The sequence below is a fragment of the uncultured Sphingomonas sp. genome (assembly GCF_946477935.1).
Lineage (GTDB): Bacteria > Pseudomonadota > Alphaproteobacteria > Sphingomonadales > Sphingomonadaceae > Sphingomonas.
This window is the reverse complement of sequence record NZ_CAMLAC010000016.1, coordinates 1-21,285: the sequence shown is the minus strand read 5'-3', so window position 1 is coordinate 21,285 and position 21,285 is coordinate 1. Positions and strand designations below refer to the sequence as shown.

The window sequence follows — 21,285 nt, the reverse complement described above, 5'->3', positions numbered from 1 at the left end:
GCGGTCCAGCCTTGATGTTGGAAGATGCCCAGTCAATCCACTGGCCCAGCTAAGACCCGCGATCGACTTGGCAATTCAAGAGCCATCGCTCAGGATGCGACCATGGATGCGCAGAGGGAGCGAGTTCTTGAAAGGTCGTTCTGACCATTCGGCGGGCCCGCAGATGGCGGGGCTGCTGCTGCAGCTAGAACGTGCGCTGCATCATCTCAGCGGGGCCGCGCACGACGAGTCAGTCGGTGTCGAGGTCGTCGATGACGTGTCCAGGCACCGCGCTGGAGATGTCGTCGCTCAGGAGCAGGACAAGAACTCGGTCAGGTCGGGAGCCCGCATCTTAGGCGATCGGGGCACTTCCCTGTGGCGAACGCTCCAGATCTGGATCATGGCATACCGTGAGTCCGGCGTGTTCTCCGGCAAGTATTTCCTGACGACGAACGTTCAGGCGAGCGGCCGGATCGTCGGTCTGCTCAGGAACGGCGTCGACGGCGAGTCGGTGACCGAGACGGTCGCGGCGTTGCGCAGGGCCGGGGCCGGGGGGCGCTCACTACCCAAGGATGGCCCGCCCACCAAAGTCCAGGTCATCGTGGACGATGTCCTCGCCGAACCTGATAAGGTTCTCGGCCAGCTTCTCAGCCGCATCGAGCTCGTCGAGGACTACGATGTGAAGGCGGCTCGGTCGGAGATCGCGAACGGCTTCGGGATCGATCCGGCGGTCGACCGGGATCAGGTGCTGGATGCACTGGTGGGCTGGTTCCACTCCGTCCTCAAGGATGCCTGGGACGAGGGAAGGCCAGCGATCGTCTCGCGCAAGGCGAGCCTGACGCAATGCCGGAAGATCGAGCGATCGCTGGTGCGCAGCAGGCTTCTTCCCCGTCCGGCTTCGGACTTGGACGTCGCTCCGGGTGACGTCGCGAGGACGCGCGGGCGCCCGTTCGTAGACCACCTCGGGCGGATCGAGACGGAGGATGACGAGGTGCTGGAGGCGATCGAGCACTTCGTGCGATTCAACGTGGAGAAGGACAGGCTGGCCCGGGAGGGGGAGATCCCGCTGCGCGAATGGACCGACCGCGGGAACAGGCTCAAGCAGCGTTGGGTTCAGGAGAGGCGACGCGTGAAGCTGGAGCATGGGTCGAGAACGCGAGTGGAGCGTGGCAAGCTCATCCTGGCGGGCACGACCTACAACCATCACGAGGCTCTCCTCGGGCAGCCCTGTCACGAGCTGTACATGACGTCGGGCCACTACCATCGCCTCGCCGACGATGACCTCGTCTGGTGGGATCCCGACTACCAGGGCACGCGCGATGCGTGAGGATCACGAGGAGGTGGTCCTCCGGAACCCCGCATACGGTGCCGCCGCCTTCTGGCACCTGGCCCGCAGCTTCTCCGATCAGGCGGAGGGGAGGACGCCCATGCTCGCCCATTTCCTGCTCGCCGAGGGCATGCTGTTCCATCACAGGACCGTTCAGAAGATCCGCGGCATGAACCTGGACAGCGGGTTGCTGAAGGCGATCTCGGAGGTTCCCGACATCGTTGCCGGCCTGCAGGGTCGAGTGGAGGACGCCATGGCGGAGGCGCTACGTGCGTTGCAGGTGGGGACGGCTGCCGGCATTCTCCTTCGTGAGCATGGCGGCGGGCTGCCGACCTTCAGGGCCGTCGGGAACGACCTTCCGAAGCAGATCCGGCGTGCGGACGGGCGGTTGGACGAGACGTTCGCCGCGGCGAAGCGGCTCGGCGCCTGGTACGCCATGGAAGGGCTGCCGACCCTGCTCCATCGACTGGGAGTTCGACTGTAGATGAAGCTGTACATTCGCGAGATCATCGTCTGGCCCGAGGACATCCGCCACGAACCGCGCGTCATCAGCCTCGATCCGGACCGGATCAGCGTCGTCAGCGGCTGGAGTGGCACGGGCAAGTCCTCGATCGCAGCCATTATCGACTACGTCCTGGGAGCCGGTTCCAGCTTCATTCCCGTTGGCATGATAAGGGACGAGGCCTCCTGGTTCGGGCTCACTCTGGGCACCGAGGTCGGTCCCATGCGGCTGGCCCGTGCGAAGCCCGAGGCGAGGGAGGTGTCCGACGCATATTGGCTTCAGCAAGGCGAAGAGTGCGCCACTCCGCTTCCGACCCGGCCGGGTCGGAACGCGCGGACCGACCGCATAAAGCAGCTCTTCGACGATCTGTCGCAGCTGTCGAACCTCAGCACCGATCCCGAGATGCGCGGCTATAATGCGCGCGCCAGCTTCCGCGACATGGCGGCATTCAACTTCCTTCCGCAGCACATCGTGGCGAATCCCTACACGATGTTCTTCAAGGCGGACACGTCGGAGCACCGCGAGAAGCTGCGAAACGTGCTTCCGCTCGCGCTGGGCATCGTGACCAACGAGGATCTCGTCAGGTCGCACACGCGTAAGCTGCTGCGCGACGAGCTGCGCCGGGCGGAGGCCGATCTCAGGATCAGGCGCGAGGCCCTCGACCGTTGGCGCGCTAACGCGACGGGCGCCTTCTTCCGTGCACAGGAACTCGGCCTCTTGCCGCTCGGGCCTCTGCCGGATGATCTCCAGGAGGTGATCGCCCTCCTCCGAGGGGTGGTGGATGCGGCGGGGGCGTCCGCCGCCTCGCCCGGGCGGGTATCGGCCGCGGTGAGGAATCTGGAGGAGCTGCGCAAGCGCGAGAACGAGTTGGATCGCGACATCGCGGACCGCCGTCGGAGGCTGAGGCGGTTACGCAGCCTTCGCAGCTCCGTGTCCGACTATGACGCGGTCCTTGCCGATCAGAGGGATCGCGTGCGCGGTGTCGGCTGGCTGCGCGACGCCATCGTCAACGACGAATGCGTGCTTTGCGGCAACGGTTCCGAGGTGGCGCGCCGGGCTCTCGATGAACTCGAGCAACCCATAGCGGAACTCGAGGAGCTTACGGCGGGCACCACCTCTACCGCGCCGATGGTGGACCGCGAAATCGTCGAGATCGAACGCGAGCTCCTCACGAGCGAGCAGCGGCTCCTCGATGTCCGGCGGACCCGCGCGGGAGCGGAGGCGGCGGTCGGTCGCGAGCAGGGGCGTACACAGAGTCTGGAGAGCGTCTACCGCTTCATCGGCAGCACGGAACAGGCGTTGCTTATGCTAGGCGAGGTCGAAGGTGAGGGCGGGCTGCTCGCCAAGGTCAGGAAGCTGCAAGCCAAGCTGGCCGAGCTCGATAGGGGCTTCGATTCAGGGACGCGGCAGGCCCGGGAGCGGGAGATCGGAGCGCGCATATCCCGTGGCGTTACCAGGTTCATCAAGGTCCTCGGCATCGAGGGCGCCCAGGGTATCCCGGCACTCGACTATCGCGAGCTAAACCTCAGCTTCCTGCGCGAAGGAGCGAACAAGCCCGACTTTCTCTGGGAGATCGGGAGCGGAGAGAACTGGATGGCATATCACCTCGCCATGATGTTCTCGCTGCACGCAGTCTTCCTGCGCCGGGGGGTCGCGAACCCGGTTCCGTCCTTCCTCGTCATAGATCAGCCGAGCCAGGTCTACTTCCCGAGTGACACATATGAGGAGTTTGTGGACGCCGACGGAGAGGTGGCGGCGGGAAGGCGTCGGGACGACCTTGAGCGGACCCGACAGATATTCAAGGCGGTCGCGCACGTCCACGCCGCGCTCGAATCCAAGCTGCAGATCATCATCCTCGACCACGCCGACCGCAACGCATGGGGCGAGGAGACGAGTTACGTGTCGGTCGGCAACTGGAGGGCGGCCGAGGACTGGCTTATCCCCAGGCACTGGTATGCCCAGTCCGCGGCGACTTGACCAGCTATGGCTTCGTCGACGACTGATCGGTGATGGAGGACCAGGAGATCGACGACCTTATCGCGGACCTCCGGGCGATGATGGCCCGCAACGGCTTTGGCTGGGCCGCGGACGAGGCGGAGGCCGGGCTCTACGCGACGGCGGAGCGCAGGGCGCGGGCGCGCGCGCTCATCGACGCGGCCGAGGGCGTCACCGTCGATCTCGCCGAGGTTGAGATCCGCACGCTGGACCGGCTCGGGGCCGACGAGGTGCTGTTCAAGCCCGACCCGGACGCGGGCGACGGTGAGTGGCCATCAGGTCCCCTGGAAGAGGACGGCGACTTCGCGCTGGGCGACCGCGACCGGTTGCGCGGGCAGCGCAGGAGGGCGGCCCTCGCTCAGCTCGCGTCGCGGCGCGCGATGTTCGAGGAGCTGAGGGGACGACTCGATGGCGGCGAGTGACCTCCTGAAGGTGATCGAGGGAGCCCTCGGCGTGGCGCTCGACCTCGGCTACGCCGCCAAGGCCGAGCAGCACGACCTCTTCGAGGCTTACGTGCTCACCCTTCTGCTAGAGGCGGCGAAGGGCATGGGGTGGAGCCTATCTCTCCGAGACGGCACGGGTGCGACGGTGACCGCGCCCATCTTCCGGCGTGGCCCCGGCCGCCTGCCGTCGCCCGGGTTCACGTTCGCGCGCATGACTAAGCCCGGCAAGCAGGACCTAGAGGCTCACCTGGGAGTGAAGGTCGCGGGCAGGACCGCGGTCGGCGTTTCGGCCGCCACCATGTCGGGCAGCCTGCTTCACGAATTCGATCTCCTGGTTCTGCCGGCGGTCGACGCGGCCGCGTGTCGCGCCGCGAACGCGGACCCGCATCATGGCGTGGTCGTCGTGCATGGTGAGATGAAGTATTTCGGCGGCAACCTGTCGCTGCCGATCGGCCGCGCCTCCGTCGGCATGGCCGCCGAATGCGTCCTCGGGGGAAAGTCGGTGCTGGTCACCAACCGGATGGGCCTGACGGTCCAGGATCTCGTCGAGCACCACGACGTGGCATTCCGCTACCGCGTCACGCCGAAGAGCCCGACAGCGGAGAGGCACGTCAGGTCGTGGTTCCAGTCGGTGCTCCGTTTGGCACCATAGTACGGCGCCGAGGCTCCCAACGTGATCCGCCTCGGGTCTCGTCGAGCGGCCTAGCCGGCACCCGGTACCCGGCTTCGAGAGGCTCACTGGTAGCGGGCGGTATTCTCGAACCCCGTGTTCGCCTTGGCCATCTTGATCAACTTGCGGATGTAGGATCGCACCTCCCGTTCGAACCGGCGGTCGTCGTGAACGCCGATTCGGCGATACTATTCCTTGCCGAGCAGATTCCTCAGTAGCTCCCCGAAACGCAGCTGACTATTGGTGGCCTCGCTGCTCTTCGCGACGCGGCAGACCCATTCCTCGGCAGCGGCCCTGTCGTAGTCGCCCTCGTAGCCGCAGCCGTGCCGGTCCGCCCTATCCTGATCGGCCATGGAGGCCGAGAAGCGGCGCTCCAGCCACTTGCGGACCAACTCGCCATCCCACGGTTTCACGTCACTGGTCATAGGGTCCTCTGCATTGAAAATTAGCGTCGGCTTCCGGGTGGTGACGTGAATAGGATTGCCCTCCGTGTCGCCAACCGATCGAAGCTGGAGCTGGCGGTCGGCGTATATTGCACGATGCAACAAGCGAGGGCGTTCAACGGATCGGCCGCCCTGTAAGTCTCACGTCGTGGCCGTCCCGGAACAGTGTCGCGGAGATCGACCAGCCGGTTCGCGGCCGTCCGCCGAGGATGACCAATATGGGTGACGGGCAGCGGTAGGCTTGGTCGCTGGCGACCTTCTGCATCGCTCGGATGTCGGGGCCGCTCGGGACCGGCGCTCCACCTGGATGGAAGTGCCACTCGCCGAGGTAGTGAAAGCCCGCGGCCCAGCGGGCCTCCAGGAGCTCTGCGAGGCCGGAGCTGGACCGCTGGAACCAGAACCAGCCTGATCGCGAGCCCTTCGGCTTGGGCGTCGCCTCCACAATGTCCGCGCTCCACGGCTCGGGCCCGTAGCGTCCGATGAGGATCCCGCCGGTCTCCCGGCGGCCGGCCTCCGTTGCAGCCTGCATCATGGCAGCGGCTGCGCGCGGCGAGAGCCAGATCGACGCTCCGGCTGCTCCACCCTCGGTGAACTCGATCGGATCAGGCGTCTGTCCGGTCAACGCTTCCGTCCTCCCGCTGCAGGTAGAGGGACGCGGTCTTGCCCCTGTCGACGATGGCGCGCCGCACCAACTTCGACCCTATCGCGGCCCACAGGTTCACGTCGTCGGCTGTCGCGGGGAACACCGGATGCCAGCAGCCGATGCCCTCCATCTGACCGACGAGTTCCCCTTCCGGCGGTGGCGACGCGGCCGCGAACCGCTCCATTGCGTCGATCGCCGGAAAGCCGGTCTCCGATGCGGTGTAGGCGAACAGACCCTTCCCCCGCCAGGTCATCGCCAGGCTGACGAAGACCCGTTCCGTTCCCCAGGGGAAATCCGCCATGTCGCGCAGGACGGCATCCGACGCGGTGCAGTCCACCACCACGTCCCAGTCCTCCAGGCTGGCGACCTCGACGGGCTTCGTAGGCGGAAAGCTGAGGGGCAGGGCGATGACGTCCGCGTCGGGCGCCGCCATGTTCAGGCGGCGGGCGAGACGTTCGGCCTTGCCGCGGCCGGCGTCCGCCATGGTGAGCACGTGCCGGCTCAGGTTCCCCACGTGGAAGACGTCGGCGTCGAGGAGCGCCATGTGGGTTACGCCCATGCGGAGGAGGTTCTCGGCCACGGCGGCTCCCAGCGTTCCGCATCCGATGACAAGGATGGATTTGGCACGGACCTCCTCCTCCGCCTCGCCGCGCTTGCGAAGCTGGTCCGGCGCCCAATTGGCGGTGCGTTGCCACTCCAACGGCCGGTTCGACCTCGCGAGCTCGACGTCCCAAGCGCGCCGGGCCGCCGCCGTGCCGGAGTGGCCGCGGCGAACGTCGTCGCGGGTGCACAGCCGCAGGTTGCGGACGGCGATCCAGTGGAAGCGCTTAGGCTCGCCCCCGAATGTCTCTTCCAACGGGAAGCCGATGAGCAGGAGCACGGGCGACGCGTGCTTGGGACGCTGGATGTGGCGCAGTCTGGCGCCGGCGTCTGCCAGGATTGCGGGAAGGTCGATCGAGACGCCTGCGCACATGGCGGTGAGTTCGTGCCAGGTCGTCGCGGCCCGCCAGGGCTCGAACACCGCGAACGTGGGCAGGACGAGCCAGACCGCATCGACGCGCTTCTCGTCGACCGGAATGGCGGTGCTCCAAGGAATGCGCCGGATGCTGCGCCTATGGGGATCCATGAAGTCGTGGATGACGCCGGTGGCACGCACGCCCGGTATCTCGGACACGGTGGCGAACCCCCAGTGCTGGTCGGGCGCGACCCACCAGTCGAGATCCTCGGCAGTCTCCCGGAAGCCCAGCACGCTGTTTACGTCGACAGCCGGGTAGATCGGTAATTCGAGATGGTCGCCTTCGACGAGCAGCCGGTTCTCCGCGGCGGCGTCAATCCAGGCCAGGAGGCGCCCGATCCGCCAGATGAGCCGTTCGGCCACGTCGTTCGGCTCGCTGGCCCAGCCCTCGCGTTGGAAGACGGCGGCGGGCCGCTCCAGGCATGGCTTGCCGACCCGCCATGGCCGGACACCTTCCGGCGGACCGTTGAAGTCCTGGTGCGGGAACGTCGCGACAATCCCGTCGGTCGCGTCTGGATAGATGCGGACGTCGCGGTCGGTGGCGTCGCCCGAGGCGACCAAGTGCCAACCGCTCCATTCCGGCATGTGCTCGCTCGGCTCGACAGAGAGACGGGCGCGGAACTGGAAGGAGTAGATCCCACCCGTCCAGTCCTTCCATCCCCCGACCAGCTCGAACCGTGGATCCTCCGGCAGCGGCGCGAGCGCCGCCACCAGATCTGCTGGAATCGCCATCGCCTAGGCGAAGCGATCCGACTGGCGAGGCGTCGCGGCCGCGGCCGGCGCCGCGAAGCCGCGGGCGCGGTCACCGCCGCCAGGACCCGGAAGCGGGAAGCATTTGCCGAGAAGTTCCTGCCAAAGCGCGCCGCTCGCGTCCTTGTCCACCTCGTCATAGGCCCTGCGCGCCAAATCCGCCGCCTTGGCGATCTCGGCATGGAAGGCAGTGAAGTCGGCCGGCGTCAGCCGCTTCAGCACGTCGTGGGTGGGAACACCGTGATCGGGCAGCGTCGGGACGATCCCGGCGACGGCATGCAGCTTGAACTTGTCGCGGATGCCCTCAAGCGCCTGCACCACGCCCTCCGCGATGCAGCTGGTGCCGTCCGGCAGGACGTGGCCGATCAGGTGTTCGAGCGGATACCCCTTGGGATACTTCGGCAGCTCGTCGGCGTGCTCGTGGCGCCACCACTTGATGGCCCGTACGACGTTCACGTAATGACCGTTGCAGCGCCGGTTCTTGTCGGCCGCCCACTGAATCTGCGCCAGCGGGTGCGTGGGGCCCCACTGCTTGATCGGCCGGTCCGGGAGCATTAGGGGATCGTCGCGCCAGTTGGAGGCGGTGTCCTCCGTCAGCACGCTCGCCGTCTCGAGGTGGCGCTGCGGATCCCAGCTCTTGTTGACGACCCAGTCGCTCGCCTCCTCGATCGAGGCGTCGGTCTCGACGGCGCGGCTGCGGTAGACCGCGGCGAGCGCCGCACGGGCGTCCGGCTCGGTGGGGAGCGCCGTCACGACCAGGTCGAGGTCGACGTACGACATCTCGATGCCGAACGACCGGTCCTGCTGCACCCACTTGCCCGCGTAGTGCCGGTTGAGGAACGGCTCGAAGCGCTTCATCGCCGCCGCTGGCGTCTCGACGTTGTGGTCGATGGTGGTGACGATCACCACGTCCACGTCCGATCGCTTTCCGCCCGTGGGTCGCACGGCGGTTGAGCGGCGGACGCTTCCCTGGAGGAAGGTCGTGGTGGTGATCGGCGCCAGGTCCGGGTCGGCGAGCAGGCGGGCGCGCAGCGTGTTCGATCCGCGCTTCCACTCCTCCTTGTTCCGCTCGCTGGGGCGGATGTCGCGCAGGAAGGTGTCGAACTGGGGACGGAGCTCCATTGGATCCTCTAGATGCTGAAGGTGGGTCTGTAGCTGCCATCGACGCGACCGCTGAAGTCGAACTCGTAGGGTATGCAGCGCCCCATCGATTCTGCCTGCTGCCCAAGCAGGAACGAGAAGGCGTTCGGTCCGGAGACGAAGACGTGGACCGTCGCGCCGGGCTTACGTATGCCGGCGATGACTGCGGCAATCGCCGAGGCGATGGTCGCCGCGTGCGCTCCACCCCTGATTGCATCCTGGCCGACCCCGCCATCGGGGACGACGCGCAGGATCGAGCCGACGCTCGGCAGTTCGGCGGCGACGTAATCCCGCACCTGCTGGATCGGATCGCGCGCAAGGCCGACCGACAGGGCGATGTCCTTGCCATCTCCCGCCGGTTCGATGTCGATCGAGGCGGCCGGGCCGTCCGCGCCGTCCTTGGCGTTCCATACCTGACCGGGGTTGTTCATGCCCTTCTGCACGATCTCGACGTCAGCGCCGGTCTTGAAGCCGAGCGTAGCACCGGCGAGGAATGCGACGGAGGCGTGCGCATCCATGAAGAGGCGCATGTCGGCGCGCTTCGCCAGCATGCGTCGGAGGAAGTCAGCGACAGGGCGCTGGAGATTTGCCCAGGCCGTTCCTTCTCGTAACTGTCGCCCGTCGAAGTGCTCAGTTAGGTCGATCGTCCGTTCCGGTGGCGCCTCCAGCATGTGGGCTGGGGTCGCGCCGGGCGCGAAGGTGCGGATGGCCACGCTGCCCCGGCTGGCGGGGCGCTTCGGCAGAAACCACTTCTCCGTCCGGCACCACTCCTCGAAACTGGCCCGGTCGAAGCGGCTCAGCTTCTTGATCTTCAGCTGCCGCGCGGCCTCGTCGTAGTGGAAGGCGGTCGCATCCTCGTTGCCGACCAGTCCCACGAGCCTGAAGTTCAGGCTCACCTGCTTGCGGAGGTATTCGAGATCGTAGTGGCTGTCCTTGATGTGCAGCCCTTCCAGCACGGCGTAGAGCTGTTCGTCGTCGGCGAGTCCTAGGTGCTCGCGCCAGCACTTGCGGACCTTCCCCATCCGGCTCTCGTCGGTCTTGCCCTCCTTGAGCTTGTGGAGGCGCAGCGAGCCGTCGATGGGCGAGAGCAGCTCGCCCAGCTGGTCGCCATCGGTCAACTTGTCGGTGGTAATTAGGTGAAAGGCAGCATCGTCGGGAGCGTCCCGCTTCGCCTGCATCAGGCGCTCCAGGATCGAGACGCTTGTAGCGCCGATGAAGGCGGGATCGGTCAGGTCCGCGAAGCCGAAGCGGCCGCTGCGGTCCACATGCCACTTGATCTGGTGGTAGTCGACCGTGACGCGGCCAGGCCCTGAAGCGCTGGGGCGGCCCGGATCGTAGCGCACTACGACATCATCGAAGGCCTTGGGGCCGTCCGCCTCGAACGTGACCTCGACGATTTCGGGGCGCTCGGCGTCAAGCAGGGATGCCGCGTGGATCCAGAAGAAACGCGACTGGTAGTTGTCCCCGTGCCAACGCGGCTCGACGGCGTTCGACATTTCGGAATGGGCCCCTTCTCTCGCTCGCCCATGTCATCGCCCGGGCGCTGCCTGCCATGTGGTTACTGCATAGTAACCTTTCAAACAGTGGCGCGTTCTTTTTTCGTTCGTGTCATCCTCGCCCCGGGGCGGGCGGTGCCTCCATCTGGCGGGTGGTCGGGCGCACGGCACTTCGCCTGCAAGCGTGACCGAGCAGAGCTCCGGATCCCCGTTCCTGCGGGTCGCGATGTAAAAAATAGCGAAGGCTTGCCGCTGAAGGATAAATAGCGAGCAGATCCCAAGACGACTTGAACCTGCGGTTCAGCAAGCGCCACCCAATGCCGACGCAGTCAGTGGTATCTCGGTGTCGGCCTCACGCGCTCCCGTATCGAAGCGGACAGTCAACCGGCGACCCAGTTTTGGGCGTCATTTGGCACCTGAACCAACGACCGCTTCCGAGAAGCGCTTTGGCCGCGGTGAATGACCGGGTATGGGTCAGCGCAGCATTCACCTCGAGCCTGACCGAAAGCACGGACTATTGAGGGGCTGGGCAGTACCGTATTTGACCTGAGAAGCACGTGAGCGACAGCGGGCCGGCACAGGTGGCGCAAACCACCTGTTTGTCGCACATTCATGGCGGCAACCGGGTTTTCCGTCATCTGGTTGCTGATGACCTCAATTGGAACTTTCTTGCCCGGCAGCTGTCAGAAGCCCCGCAGCAGATAGCTGCCGCTTGCTACGCGCCAGCTGTCCCGCAAACGATGGTGTTTCGAGACCAGCAATCAGCCAAGCGCCATTCGACGATCAAACTTGTCCGCGCCAAACGTGCTTGACTCAATGTCAAGAATACATGACACGGAGTTATCTTTATTCGACTCGGGGGTTGGTATGGCATGGCGTGAGAAGCAGGCTTGGTTGACGCTCTTGGTGATGGTGGTGGCCTACGGTGCCTACTTCGCCCTGGTTAGGGCATCAGAGCGATCAATGCTCGATATGCTGCTCTTGTTCGGTGGCGTCGCGATCGCACAGGCGGTTATCATGATTGTCGGAAGTATCCTGTTGGCGGTTCAGGCAGGCAAGGAAGCCCGAGCCAAAGCCGACGAGCGGGATCGGGCGATCGATCGACGCGGCACCCGCATTGCCTATTTCGTACTGCTGACTGGCATGATCGTCGTCGGCGTCGTCATGCCGTTCAGCAAACAGGGATGGCAGATCAGCAACGCAGCCCTACTGGCTTTGGTCGCTGCCGAGATAGTCCGGTACGGCGTCGTGGTAGCGAGCTATCGGCGGGGCTGGCATGGTTGAGGGCAGGATTACCAACCAGCTTCGCACCTTGCGCTTTCTGGCCGGTGAAATGACCCAAGCGGAATTAGGCGAGCGCATCGGCGTAACCCGTCAGACCATCGCTGCGATCGAGCAGGGTAAGTACTCGCCATCTCTCGAAGCTGCCTTTCGCATAGCCAAGGTCCTTGGAAAGCCTCTCGACGAAGTATTCCGGTGGGAAGATTAGCGGTGCTTAGGGCGGTCACATTCTCTGAGGGCCATTTCCCGATTGGGAACGGCCATTGAGACGGCCGGGGCATTCCCATTGGAATGGTGAAGCGGGAAAGAGCAATCTGCCTCGGCCATCACTGTCATAAGGGTGAGCCATCGTTTTTGAGCCGGGAGCAAGCGATCAACTGGTCGGTCATCGCATCTACCGTCATGGCTACGTGACCTGCCGACCAGCATCGCAGCATCGCCAGTTGGGCCGCGGCTATACCCACCGCGAAAAGCGGAGCACCTTTAGCGTCAATCTGCCTGCCGCCGTGCATAGCGATAGCATCAGTCAAGCGGCGCTGCAGGATCGAAGCGGCGGAGGAATCCAGGATCAGCCTCACAAATGACCGCTTCTCCCAGAGATGTTCGATGACAGGCCGGACGTAGGACCGCGCTGCCCGTCCCGACGCGGCGGTGGCAAGCGCCAGTAGGATCGGCCGCAATGCCGTCAGAAGAACATCGTCCTTCCCCTGAAAATGCTCGTAGGACGTGGATTTGCCGACGCCGGCATGGTCGAGGATGTCGATTACGCGAATTGCGCCATATCGCCGTTCGATCGCCAACGTGCGAAACGCTTCGACGATGGCGATCTCGGTTTTCGAAAGCTGCCGTGGGTTCCAGGAAGCAAGTTCTGCCATGGCCCGATCTACCATGCGAGGATCGCCCTGAAAGCCTCGGGCTTCGGACTATCGGGGACGATAGTCCGCCTCGGCCTTCCAAGGGCGTTTTCGCACTCGCCAAGGCTGATCCCGACCGTCATCGCTACGAGCATCATTCATGGAGCGCTGAGAGATGGAACATCGTGCCGTTGCGATCATACCGAGCAGCAATCTCGACGCGAGTGAAGCTTTCTACCGGCGTCTAAAATTCACCGTCGTCAGTGATTATGGTTATTATCGTATACTCGAAGACGGCCGAGGCTGGCACCTCCATCTGACCTATGCGGAGGGATGGCCGAAGAATATCGAGGACAATCCCTTCGGCCTGTACCTTTATGCCGAAGACGTCGACGCGTTGGCAGATGCCGTTCGGGAGTTGATCATCGAAGACGGTGCCCCGCACGCAAAGCCTTGGGGCACTTATGAGTTTGCCGTCAGCGATCCCAGCGGTCTTCTCGTCCGCATTGGCCGGCCGATCGAATAGCGCTGATCTCAAACTTTCCAGATTGGGAACGGCCAGCGAGACGGTCGGGGCATTCCCATTGGGATCGAGTTTCGGGAATGGGGCGCGATCCCATATTGGAGCGCGCCCCTCCATATCGCTATGCGGTTACAGCACGCCGATATTACGCAACCATTGCTCGACCTGTCCCGGCCATTCCTTTGTGATCGGGTGAGCGGTTGGCCGCATTCCGAACGCATGCCCTCCCTTCGCGTAGAGGCGCATATCAACCGGCACCCCAGCATCGTTGAGCGCCAGTGCGTAGGCCATCGGCTGTCGAATGTTGTCTACGGGATCGTGATCGGCCTCGGCCGCAAGACCGGACAGCCTGCCAAGGCAGTTGAACCCGCCGAGGAAGCCGCGCCAAAGCCGAAGCGTAGCCGTAAGGCGGCCGCGGCTACCGACGCGGAATAGTCACCTGTTTCGCCAGCGCAGCTGTTCGAGATGCGCTGGCGAAAAATCAGCGCTCGAGCCCATTGTTGTACGATTGCAGCAGCATCCATTCAGGTTGATCTACATAGTAGATGCCTTGCGCACGGATTATTCGTGCGCAGCTGGAGCACCTCAATGCGTACGAAGTTTTCGCGCACTCTTCTCGTTGCCATCCTCGGCCTGTCCGCCGCGACCGTTCCTGCCATAGCCGCACCGACACCGCAGCATGCAGACCATAAGGTCGATGTCCTCCAGACGAAGCTGACGGCACGTATTGGCGCGGTCGAGGCAAAGCTGACCGCCGCTCGGAAGGCAGGCAGGGTATCGGCTATGAATGCCGCGCAGATGAAGAAGAAGATCGACTGGGTCCTTACTGACTCCGCAAAGTACGTAAAGCAGCAGGGTTTCCTCAGCGCCGGTGAGAGCGCCAGCTACAATCGTACCTTGGGTGAGATCGAAGCCAAACTCAGCTGATCGCACTTACCAGTGGCCTCCACCAGACGGATGGAGGCCGCCTCACGACAATCTTTCCTCAGTTTGTCACAGACGACGTCGACAATGCGCTTCAGGCGTCGGCGGGCACCATCCTGGCATGATGGAGGGATTGGCTCCGAGCGATGCCGAGCCGAAGACCGTCATGATCGACGCGACCTACCTGAAGGCACACCGCACGGCATCGAGCCTGCGGGTTAAAAAGGGGATCTCGGCCGCCTGATCGGACGCACAAAAGGCGGCATGAACACCAAGGCTCTCTTGAGCTTGTCGAAGGGCTCCATGCCGTCGATGACGCGAACTGCCGCTCGTTGAGCTTCTTCATGACCGCCGGGCAGGTCAGCGACTACACCGGCGCGGTAGCGCTGCTGTACGACCTGCTAAAAGCGCAGTGGCTGCTCGGCGACCGCGGCTATGACGCTGATTGGTTCAGGGACGTTCTCCAAGCCAGGGGCATCCAACCCTGTATCCCGGATTGCACGCCGCGCAACGAGCCGGTCAAATACGACAAGCGGCGCTATCGGCGCCGCAGCCGCATCGAGATCATGTTCGGCCGCCTCAAGGGCGGCGCGTCGCCATGCGCTACGACCGCTGCCCCACGGTGGCGTTCTTCTCCACCGTCGCTCTCGCCGCCACAGTCATCTTCTGGCTTTGGCCGACGAGTCCTGACCCTAGCAGAGAAAGACGCTCAGAAATAAAAAGGTCTAGTAAATCAACGTCATATAAGTCACTTTTAAATAGTAATGTAAGACATCTACAGGAACGGAATTAATTATAACAGTTTAAACAAAATTGTACTGCACCGTACATTTCGATGATTCGGCAGTAGCAGCTTTACCGTTATAGTAAAGCAACTCACTGATGCTCGTTTTTCAAGCTGCCGTTAATACGTATGCGCAATTTTTAAGCAGCAGAAGTACCTAGAAGCTTGGATGTCGTTGCAATTATGCAACTTAGATCCTTCGATGCATTCGAAGTATACAATATTCTTTACAGGTAGTGCCGAATGGCAAACCATACCCCACCCGGCGAACAGGGACGCTAGGCAACTGGTCATCATGAGTGATGAATAGATAGGGGGTTATCTTAATGAAAAGACCAACCGCGCTGGGCATGACGCTTCGTTTAGGAACAGCGGTGCAGGCTTTAACTCTGCTGGGAGCTGGCGCTCCAATCGCCATGATAACGACGCCGGTCGCGGCGCAGGATTTCACGCAGGTCGCTGCCACCGGCAAAGTGCAAGGGACGAATGGCGAGCCGGTAGTTGGAGCTACGGTAACAATTACCTCCAATGCACAAGGCTTTTCTCGCACGGCTACCACCGGTAATGATGGCGGCTTCCGAGTGCCCGCCCTTCCCATCGGCGTATACACCTTCTCGATCACCGCTGAGGGGTTCGACACCTTCGTCGATAATCGGGTGAACTTGACCCAGTCATCATCTGCTAACCAATTTACGTTGGCCGCAACCGGTGTCGCAGGCGGTGACATTGTGGTGACCGCCGGCCGCGTACAGGTTGCCGATTTCGACAGAAACACGGTGGGATCGGTGGTTCAGGTCGGCGAATTAGCGGCGCGTGTGCCAGTGTCGCGCGATCTGACGTCGGTGGTCCTTCTCGCACCTGGCGCGAATGGCGGCGACAGTGCCTTTGGCAGCCTGCCAGCCATCGCCGGATCATCCGTTTCGGAAAATGCATTTTTTATCAATGGCCTGAACATCACCAATCAACGAACAGGATTGGGATCGGCAACAGTGCCTTTTGAATTCTATAATACAATCGAAACAAAGGTTGGTTCGATACCAGCTGAGTACGGCAGATTTACCGGCGCGTTCGTTAACGCGATTACGAAGTCGGGTAGCAATGAGTATCACGGTGGCGTACTCTTCAACTACCTCGCCGATGATTTGCGCGAGGATGAACCCAACACTCTGTACGCGTGGAACCGCGACGACGTTCGCGATACCAAGCAGGCGATTTTCAGCCTATCTGGTCCAATTATCAAAGACCACCTGTTTTTTTACGGATTTTATCAAACTAGCAACTATCGGCAGGAAGATACCGGACTGGCTGCCAATGCGAACTCTTCCATAGAAATTCGTAACTCACAAGGTGTGTTAACTGGTAGGCAGGCAATCCCTCCTTTCAGCACGGGCACCTTCCGCAATGTTTATCGTATTGCCTCACCGTCCTATGGCGGCAAGATTGATGCCGTGATCATGGATGGTCAACGTCTCGATTTCACTTATTTTAATACGAAAAATCGAAGCACTACCACCCAATACAATGTCGTCGACGCTCAGGGGGGCGGCTATGATAGTCGCGTTGATGCTGCTGGTCCGCGGACAGGCCCTTATGCTGGACAGTCTGTAAATCTAGGCGGTGGCGAGAGCTATGTCGGTCGATATACCGGACAATTCACAAAGTGGCTGACGCTATCCGGCGCATACGGAAAAACCAAAAGCCGCGACGTATCTTTGCCGTTTGACACAGTAAATCCGGGAATCAGCGACCAAAGTGGGCAATTTAGCCCCGTCCTAATTGGAAATCCCTCTACAACCATCGCCACCAACTCCGACGAGCGCGAGTTTTATCGTGGAGATGCTGATATCTATGTTAATCTTTTCGGTGAGCACCATTTCCGCGGTGGCTATGATCGCGAAAACCTGACGTCCGTGGCCGAGACTAACTATACAGGCAACGTGTTTTGGACATACAATTTCTCGGGTCCATCGGGCGACGCGCGGGTTTCAGCGCCCAATGTGTTGTATGTTGGAGGTCGTACCTATGTCACGGGCGGAACCTTCAAGTCTCGAAATGAAGCATTTTACTTCCAGGATGCTTGGTCCGGATTTAACAACAGGATAAATGTTACTGCCGGTATACGGAATGACCGGTTCACGAATGACAATGTTGATGGGGTCACTTACTACAAATCAGGTAATCAGTGGGCTCCGCGCATAAGTGTCGCATTCGATCCTGTTGGAGATCAGCGAACCAAAGTTTACGGCTTCTTCGGGCGTTATTACCTGCCGGTGCCGACGAACACCAATATCCGTCTTGCGGGGGCCGAACTCGATTATACGGCCTATTATCGTGCAGTGGGGGTCGGGGCGAACAATGTGCCGATCCTCGGGTCACCGGTGCTATTTTCTGGGGGCGTGCCCTGCCCAGGTCCTACTCCCGGCGCCACCGGGACTGCGGCGAACTGCGAAGTCAATGCGGACGGCGTTGCAGCTTCGACTGAGTCAACGGTAGCACGCAATCTTAAATCCCAGTCCATGGACGAGTATGTCGTGGGATACGAGCAGCGTTTGGGTGAACGTTGGAAGATCGGTGCATTTGGCATGTACCGCAAGCTGAACGAGTCTTTGGAAGACATCGCCATTGATGCCGCTGTAAATGGCTATTGTGCCAGAAATAATCTGGATTGCACTGTAGCCGCTCCTACTACGGCTAATCCCAATAATCGTGCACCAATCTGGTCCGGCTTCCATCAATACGTACTTGCTAATCCTGGCGCCAATTCCACTATTACTTTGTCGGACCCCGTAAATGGCGAGGCCACGGCGCGTACGGTGAACTTTACTGCCGCAGAGTTGGGCTATCCCAAGGCACAAAGAACCTACAAGGCCGTGACGCTTTGGGCGGAACGTGAATTTGACGGTATTTGGAGTATTGCAGCAAACTACACCTTTGGCAAAACCATCGGTAACATCGAAGGGGGTGTTCGATCAGACAATGGCCAGTCAGACTCCGGTCTGACCACCGCGTTTGATCAGCCAGGCCTCACCGTTGCCTCCTATGGTTATCTGCCTACCGATGTCAGGCACAGCTTGAAGGCTTATGGCTCTTACCGGTTCAACGATTGGTTCACCTTTGGCGCCAACTTCAGCGCTGCCTCACCGCGGCACTACGCCTGCCTAGGCCGCGTGCCAAATCGGGTTGACTCATTTGCGGGCCAGTACGGCGCGGCAGGCTATTTCTGTAACGTCGTCAACGGGCAGATCGTTACTGATCCTACTGCAGGAACAGGTACGCCGGCGCAAAGCACCCTGCAGCCAGTTCGCCGCGGCACGGTATTTACCTCGGATTGGCAAACTCAGACGAATGTGACATTTCAGTTTCGCGTCCCTGTCGACACCTTTGATGCTACATTCCGTGTCGATGTATTTAACCTTTTTGCAGAAAAGGCTCGGATCGACTTCAACGAGTTTGGCACACAAGGTAGCGGTGCTCCTCGCGGAGACTACCGTTATGTGACGCAGTACCAAGCCCCTCGATACATCCGGCTCCAACTCGGAATGAACTTCTAATTTCAGGTCATTAGGAGGGATTTAGCATCAGCTAACTCCCTCCTATCGCACCTGATTATGCCTTTTGAGCAGTTTGGGTGCTACATATAAGCCAATATCTGTAAGGCGATTATATGACGCTCTATAAACATCGTCGTTATCGCTAGGGGTGACAACATGGTAGAGACCTCATCACCCGGTATCACCTCCATCCGTCATGCCAGGTCGTCACATTTGCATAGCAATGATCAGCAATCATTTATGAGGATTGTTGCAAAACGCGTTTCGCAAACCCGCTTATCGAAGGGGTTTACGCAAGAAGAACTCTGCAGTGCAATGAATATGAACAGGTCGCAACTTGCCCGAATAGAATCTGGATATCACAACATAACGCTGCTCACGCTGTACCGTATTTCGAAGGCGCTGCAGGTCAATCCAGAAGAGTTGTTAGGGTAGCAGCAATCTATATGCCCCTCTCAATGACTGTAACAGCCTTTAAACCAATACGGACATCAGTCTTACGCCAGCATGGACCAGCAACGCTCCCATGACTGCTCCCTTGGCAAAGCTGAATGCTAGTTTGGTTCTTGTCACCAACAATCTCCAACGAGGCATGTTAGCCGGTCAGGCCGAGTTATTAAATGGGACCCTTGGCCTACCAGACTAGGACGTGAACTCATAAGCGCCGCTACCGCTATTTTGACGCGCGGACGCTTGTAAGCTTCTCGATGAGGACGGTTCTGGTGGCGTCACCAAGGTAGCGTTTCTCGTGGGGGTTGAGGCTTACGCGCCCGACCAGCACCACCTTGAACGTTCCCCATGGTGGCTCAGGCTTTTTCCACCGCGCTGCCTTGCGGGCCGCTGCGTCCAATTGCTCGCATACACCTCGGACACACTTGATCGATGCGCCATCGCCATCCTGCAGCAGTTTTCCCGTGGCGTCCTGGCATCGCTCGAACCGACTGTTCTCAAAGTTGGTGAACCAAGTGCAGGTCAGAGCACGTCGCGCTCCGAAGGCTTCGCCGTCGAAGGTAAGGTTCTGTTGTCCGGCGGGGGCCGTGGACGCCAGAGCAAGGACAGCGAATTGCCACATATGAGCACCATACCCTTCCGCTCGCTGTCCGCAATCGTGTCAGCGGACCTTTCGCGATGCGCTGACTTCTGATTCAAGCTCGGCATGAGCCGATACGACCTGACTGACTTCGAGTGGCGCGTGATCGAGCCGCTACTGCCCAACAAGCCTCGGGGCGTGCCGCGCGTTGACGACCGGCGCGTGCTGAACGGAATCTTCTGGGTATTGCGGTCGGGGGCGCCGTGGCGCGACCTGCCCGAGCGCTACGGCCCGCGCACCACGTGCTACAACCGCTTCGCGCGATGGCGAGAGGCGGGCGTGTGGGATCGGCTGATGGACGCCATCACCGCCGCGCACGACGGCGACATCCAAATGATCGACAGCACCTCCGTTCGCGCCCACCAGCAGGCTGCGACGGCAAAAAGGGGGGTGCAGATCACTGTCTCGGTCGATCACGCGGCGGGCTCACGACCAAGATCCACGTCGTCGTCGACGCGCAGGGCCTCCCGATCCGGCTCGGCCTGACCGCCGGGCAGACGCACGACGGGCAGATCGCCGACACGCTGCTTGACCGCCTCGGCCCGGGCACCATCGTGCTGGCCGACAAGGCCTACGACGCCGACCGCATCCGCGAGCTGATCCAGGATCAGGGCGCCACGCCCAACATCCCGCCCAAGAGCAACCGGCGCTGGAAGCCGTGCTTCAGTAAGCGGCTCTACCGCGAGCGCAACCTCATCGAGCGCTTCTTCTCCAAGCTGAAGCACTTCCGCCGTGTCGCCACCCGCTACGACAAGCTCGCCGCCAACTTCCTCGCCATGATCCAGCTCGCCTCAATGCGGCTGTGGCTGCGCGCTTATGAGTCTACGGCCTAATGGTTTTACCGACGCATTGGTACCCACTAGGCTCAGGACCCATTAAGCGGCTTGCGTGATGTGTGGTGGGTTGATTCATTGGCGGCGGAGGAACCGCCGATGAGTGACCTGTTCTGGCTGACGGACAAGCAAATGCAGCGGATCGCGCCTTACTTTCCGCTGTCGCACGGCGTACCGCGCGTGGATGACCGGCGGATCGTCAGCGGGATCATCTTCGTGATCCGCAACGGCCTGCGCTGGCGGGATGCGCCAGCGGCGTATGGCCCGTCCAAGACGGTCTACAATCGGTTCATCCGCTGGAGCCGGATGGGGGTGTTCAACCGCATCTTTGCCGGACTGGCGGCCGAGGGCGGGCCACCAGATCAGTTGATGATCGATGCCACGCATCTGAAAGCGCACCGGACGGCGGCCAGCCTGCTCAAAAAGGGGCTCTTCCCCGATGTATCGGGCGAACCAAGGGTGGTCTGAACTCCAAGCTGCACGCCGTCTGCGATGATCGGGACGCCCGCGCGTCATGCTGCTCACCGAAGGGCAGATGAGCGACTACAAGGGAGCAGCCCTCATGTTGGAGGCGATGCCTGCCGCTCCGGTGCTGCTTGCGGATCGCGGTTATGACGCCGACTGGTTCCGCCAGGCGCTCGCAGCGCGCGGCACCGCGGCCTGCATCCCGTCTCGCAAAGGCCGCAAGGCGCCGATACCGCATGATGCCGTCCTCTACCGACGTCGCCACAGGATCGAGAACATGTTCGGCCGCCTGAAGGACTGGCGGCGCATCCACACCCGCTACGACCGATGCCCTCACGCCTTCATGTCCGCCATCGCACTCGCCGCGGCCGTCATCTTCTGGATCAATCAATGAGTCCTGAGCCTAGGGTCGAATTATGGACATCTACGGATTGACGTTAACCTCTTGACCTCGGCTATCCAACTTATGCTGCGGTGGAGGTGCTGATTCAGGTCGCAAACGTCAGCGCGAACTGCGTCGTCAAACACATGATTTTCGACATTCCAGTCGACAAACCTGTTTGCGCAGCTTCTTGCC

20 protein-coding genes and 2 pseudogenes are annotated in these 21,285 nt (G+C 61.8%); 15 read left to right on the top strand and 7 right to left on the bottom strand.

Going from position 1 to position 21,285, the window contains the following annotated elements:
• Window positions 1-163 precede the first annotated feature (163 nt).
• Genes Q0U08_RS03475 through Q0U08_RS03455 form a run of 5 tightly spaced genes read left to right on the top strand, consistent with a single transcriptional unit; the run spans window position 164 to window position 4,898 of the window.
• On the top strand, window positions 164-1,306 hold the full coding sequence (locus tag Q0U08_RS03475) for an ABC-three component system protein (protein WP_298089751.1): 1,143 nt from the start codon (window positions 164-166) through the stop codon (window positions 1,304-1,306).
• Entirely contained in the window at window positions 1,299-1,790 is a 492-nt protein-coding gene (locus Q0U08_RS03470) for a three component ABC system middle component (RefSeq protein ID WP_298089750.1), read from the top strand. Before Q0U08_RS03475 ends, Q0U08_RS03470 begins: the two co-directional genes overlap by 8 nt.
• Entirely contained in the window at window positions 1,791-3,785 is a 1,995-nt protein-coding gene (locus tag Q0U08_RS03465; RefSeq protein WP_298089749.1) for a DUF3732 domain-containing protein, read from the top strand.
• Window positions 3,786-3,817: 32 nt separating this feature from the next.
• Window positions 3,818-4,225 (top strand): hypothetical protein, encoded by a 408-nt coding sequence (locus Q0U08_RS03460; RefSeq protein ID WP_298089748.1) that lies wholly within the window; start codon window positions 3,818-3,820, stop codon window positions 4,223-4,225.
• Window positions 4,212-4,898 carry a hypothetical protein gene (locus Q0U08_RS03455; protein WP_298089747.1) on the top strand — a complete coding sequence of 229 codons (687 nt, stop codon included), beginning with the start codon at window positions 4,212-4,214 and terminating at the stop codon, window positions 4,896-4,898. The genes Q0U08_RS03460 and Q0U08_RS03455 overlap by 14 nt, the downstream gene beginning before the upstream one ends.
• A 206-nt stretch (window positions 4,899-5,104) precedes the next feature.
• Here Q0U08_RS03455 and Q0U08_RS03450 read toward each other — a convergent pair whose 3' ends face one another.
• The 5 genes from Q0U08_RS03450 to Q0U08_RS03430 form a co-directional block, all read right to left on the bottom strand.
• Window positions 5,105-5,341 (bottom strand): hypothetical protein, encoded by a 237-nt coding sequence (locus tag Q0U08_RS03450; RefSeq protein WP_298089746.1) that lies wholly within the window; start codon window positions 5,339-5,341, stop codon window positions 5,105-5,107.
• Window positions 5,342-5,474: 133 nt separating this feature from the next.
• A complete protein-coding gene (locus Q0U08_RS03445; protein ID WP_298089745.1) occupies window positions 5,475-5,981 on the bottom strand; it encodes a Mov34/MPN/PAD-1 family protein in 507 nt (168 codons plus the stop codon).
• Window positions 5,962-7,728 carry a ThiF family adenylyltransferase gene (locus Q0U08_RS03440; RefSeq protein ID WP_298089744.1) on the bottom strand — a complete coding sequence of 589 codons (1,767 nt, stop codon included), beginning with the start codon at window positions 7,726-7,728 and terminating at the stop codon, window positions 5,962-5,964. The genes Q0U08_RS03445 and Q0U08_RS03440 overlap by 20 nt, the downstream gene beginning before the upstream one ends.
• 24 nt (window positions 7,729-7,752) lie before the next feature.
• Window positions 7,753-8,889, bottom strand: coding sequence for a hypothetical protein (locus Q0U08_RS03435; protein WP_298089742.1), 1,137 nt, complete (start codon window positions 8,887-8,889; stop codon window positions 7,753-7,755).
• Window positions 8,890-8,897: 8 nt separating this feature from the next.
• A complete protein-coding gene (locus Q0U08_RS03430) occupies window positions 8,898-10,403 on the bottom strand; it encodes an SAVED domain-containing protein (RefSeq protein ID WP_298089741.1) in 1,506 nt (501 codons plus the stop codon).
• 557 nt (window positions 10,404-10,960) lie between these two features.
• Between Q0U08_RS03430 and Q0U08_RS03425 the strand changes: the two genes are divergently transcribed.
• The 3 genes from Q0U08_RS03425 (at window position 10,961) to Q0U08_RS03415 (ending at window position 11,892) form a co-directional block, all read left to right on the top strand.
• Window positions 10,961-11,215 carry a hypothetical protein gene (locus Q0U08_RS03425; RefSeq protein ID WP_298089739.1) on the top strand — a complete coding sequence of 85 codons (255 nt, stop codon included), beginning with the start codon at window positions 10,961-10,963 and terminating at the stop codon, window positions 11,213-11,215.
• An 82-nt stretch (window positions 11,216-11,297) separates the two neighbouring features.
• Window positions 11,298-11,687 (top strand): hypothetical protein, encoded by a 390-nt coding sequence (locus Q0U08_RS03420; RefSeq protein WP_298089738.1) that lies wholly within the window; start codon window positions 11,298-11,300, stop codon window positions 11,685-11,687.
• The gene (locus tag Q0U08_RS03415) at window positions 11,680-11,892 is read left to right on the top strand and encodes a helix-turn-helix transcriptional regulator (protein WP_183981904.1); all 213 of its coding nucleotides are present in this window, start codon (window positions 11,680-11,682) and stop codon (window positions 11,890-11,892) included. Before Q0U08_RS03420 ends, Q0U08_RS03415 begins: the two co-directional genes overlap by 8 nt.
• A 124-nt stretch (window positions 11,893-12,016) precedes the next feature.
• On the opposite strand, the gene Q0U08_RS03410 is transcribed toward Q0U08_RS03415, so the two are convergent.
• On the bottom strand, window positions 12,017-12,559 hold the full coding sequence (locus Q0U08_RS03410; RefSeq protein WP_298089737.1) for a TetR/AcrR family transcriptional regulator: 543 nt from the start codon (window positions 12,557-12,559) through the stop codon (window positions 12,017-12,019).
• A 154-nt stretch (window positions 12,560-12,713) separates the two neighbouring features.
• Here Q0U08_RS03410 and Q0U08_RS03405 point away from each other — a divergent pair, with 154 nt between their 5' ends.
• Window positions 12,714-13,064 carry a VOC family protein gene (locus Q0U08_RS03405; protein ID WP_298089736.1) on the top strand — a complete coding sequence of 117 codons (351 nt, stop codon included), beginning with the start codon at window positions 12,714-12,716 and terminating at the stop codon, window positions 13,062-13,064.
• Between the two features lie 126 nt (window positions 13,065-13,190).
• Here Q0U08_RS03405 and Q0U08_RS03400 read toward each other — a convergent pair whose 3' ends face one another.
• On the bottom strand, window positions 13,191-13,352 hold the full coding sequence (locus Q0U08_RS03400) for a hypothetical protein (RefSeq protein ID WP_298089735.1): 162 nt from the start codon (window positions 13,350-13,352) through the stop codon (window positions 13,191-13,193).
• A 297-nt stretch (window positions 13,353-13,649) separates the two neighbouring features.
• Between Q0U08_RS03400 and Q0U08_RS03395 the strand changes: the two genes are divergently transcribed.
• From Q0U08_RS03395 to Q0U08_RS03375, 6 genes and pseudogenes are all read left to right on the top strand, one after another.
• Complete coding sequence (locus Q0U08_RS03395; protein ID WP_298089733.1) at window positions 13,650-13,988, top strand: hypothetical protein; 339 nt, start codon at window positions 13,650-13,652, stop codon at window positions 13,986-13,988.
• 118 nt (window positions 13,989-14,106) lie between these two features.
• Window positions 14,107-14,658, top strand: a pseudogene (locus tag Q0U08_RS03390) (IS5 family transposase); the annotation flags it as partial.
• Between the two features lie 437 nt (window positions 14,659-15,095).
• The gene (locus Q0U08_RS03385) at window positions 15,096-18,320 is read left to right on the top strand and encodes a TonB-dependent receptor (protein WP_298089732.1); all 3,225 of its coding nucleotides are present in this window, start codon (window positions 15,096-15,098) and stop codon (window positions 18,318-18,320) included.
• A 156-nt stretch (window positions 18,321-18,476) separates the two neighbouring features.
• Complete coding sequence (locus Q0U08_RS19845; protein ID WP_367271097.1) at window positions 18,477-18,755, top strand: helix-turn-helix domain-containing protein; 279 nt, start codon at window positions 18,477-18,479, stop codon at window positions 18,753-18,755.
• A gap of 721 nt (window positions 18,756-19,476) precedes the next feature.
• A protein-coding gene (locus tag Q0U08_RS03380) for an IS5 family transposase (protein ID WP_298089731.1) occupies window positions 19,477-20,243 on the top strand; the annotation gives its coding sequence in 2 pieces (ribosomal slippage) (window positions 19,477-19,801 and window positions 19,801-20,243; 768 coding nt in all).
• A gap of 99 nt (window positions 20,244-20,342) precedes the next feature.
• Window positions 20,343-21,102, top strand: a pseudogene (locus tag Q0U08_RS03375) (IS5 family transposase).
• Window positions 21,103-21,285: the final 183 nt, after the last annotated feature.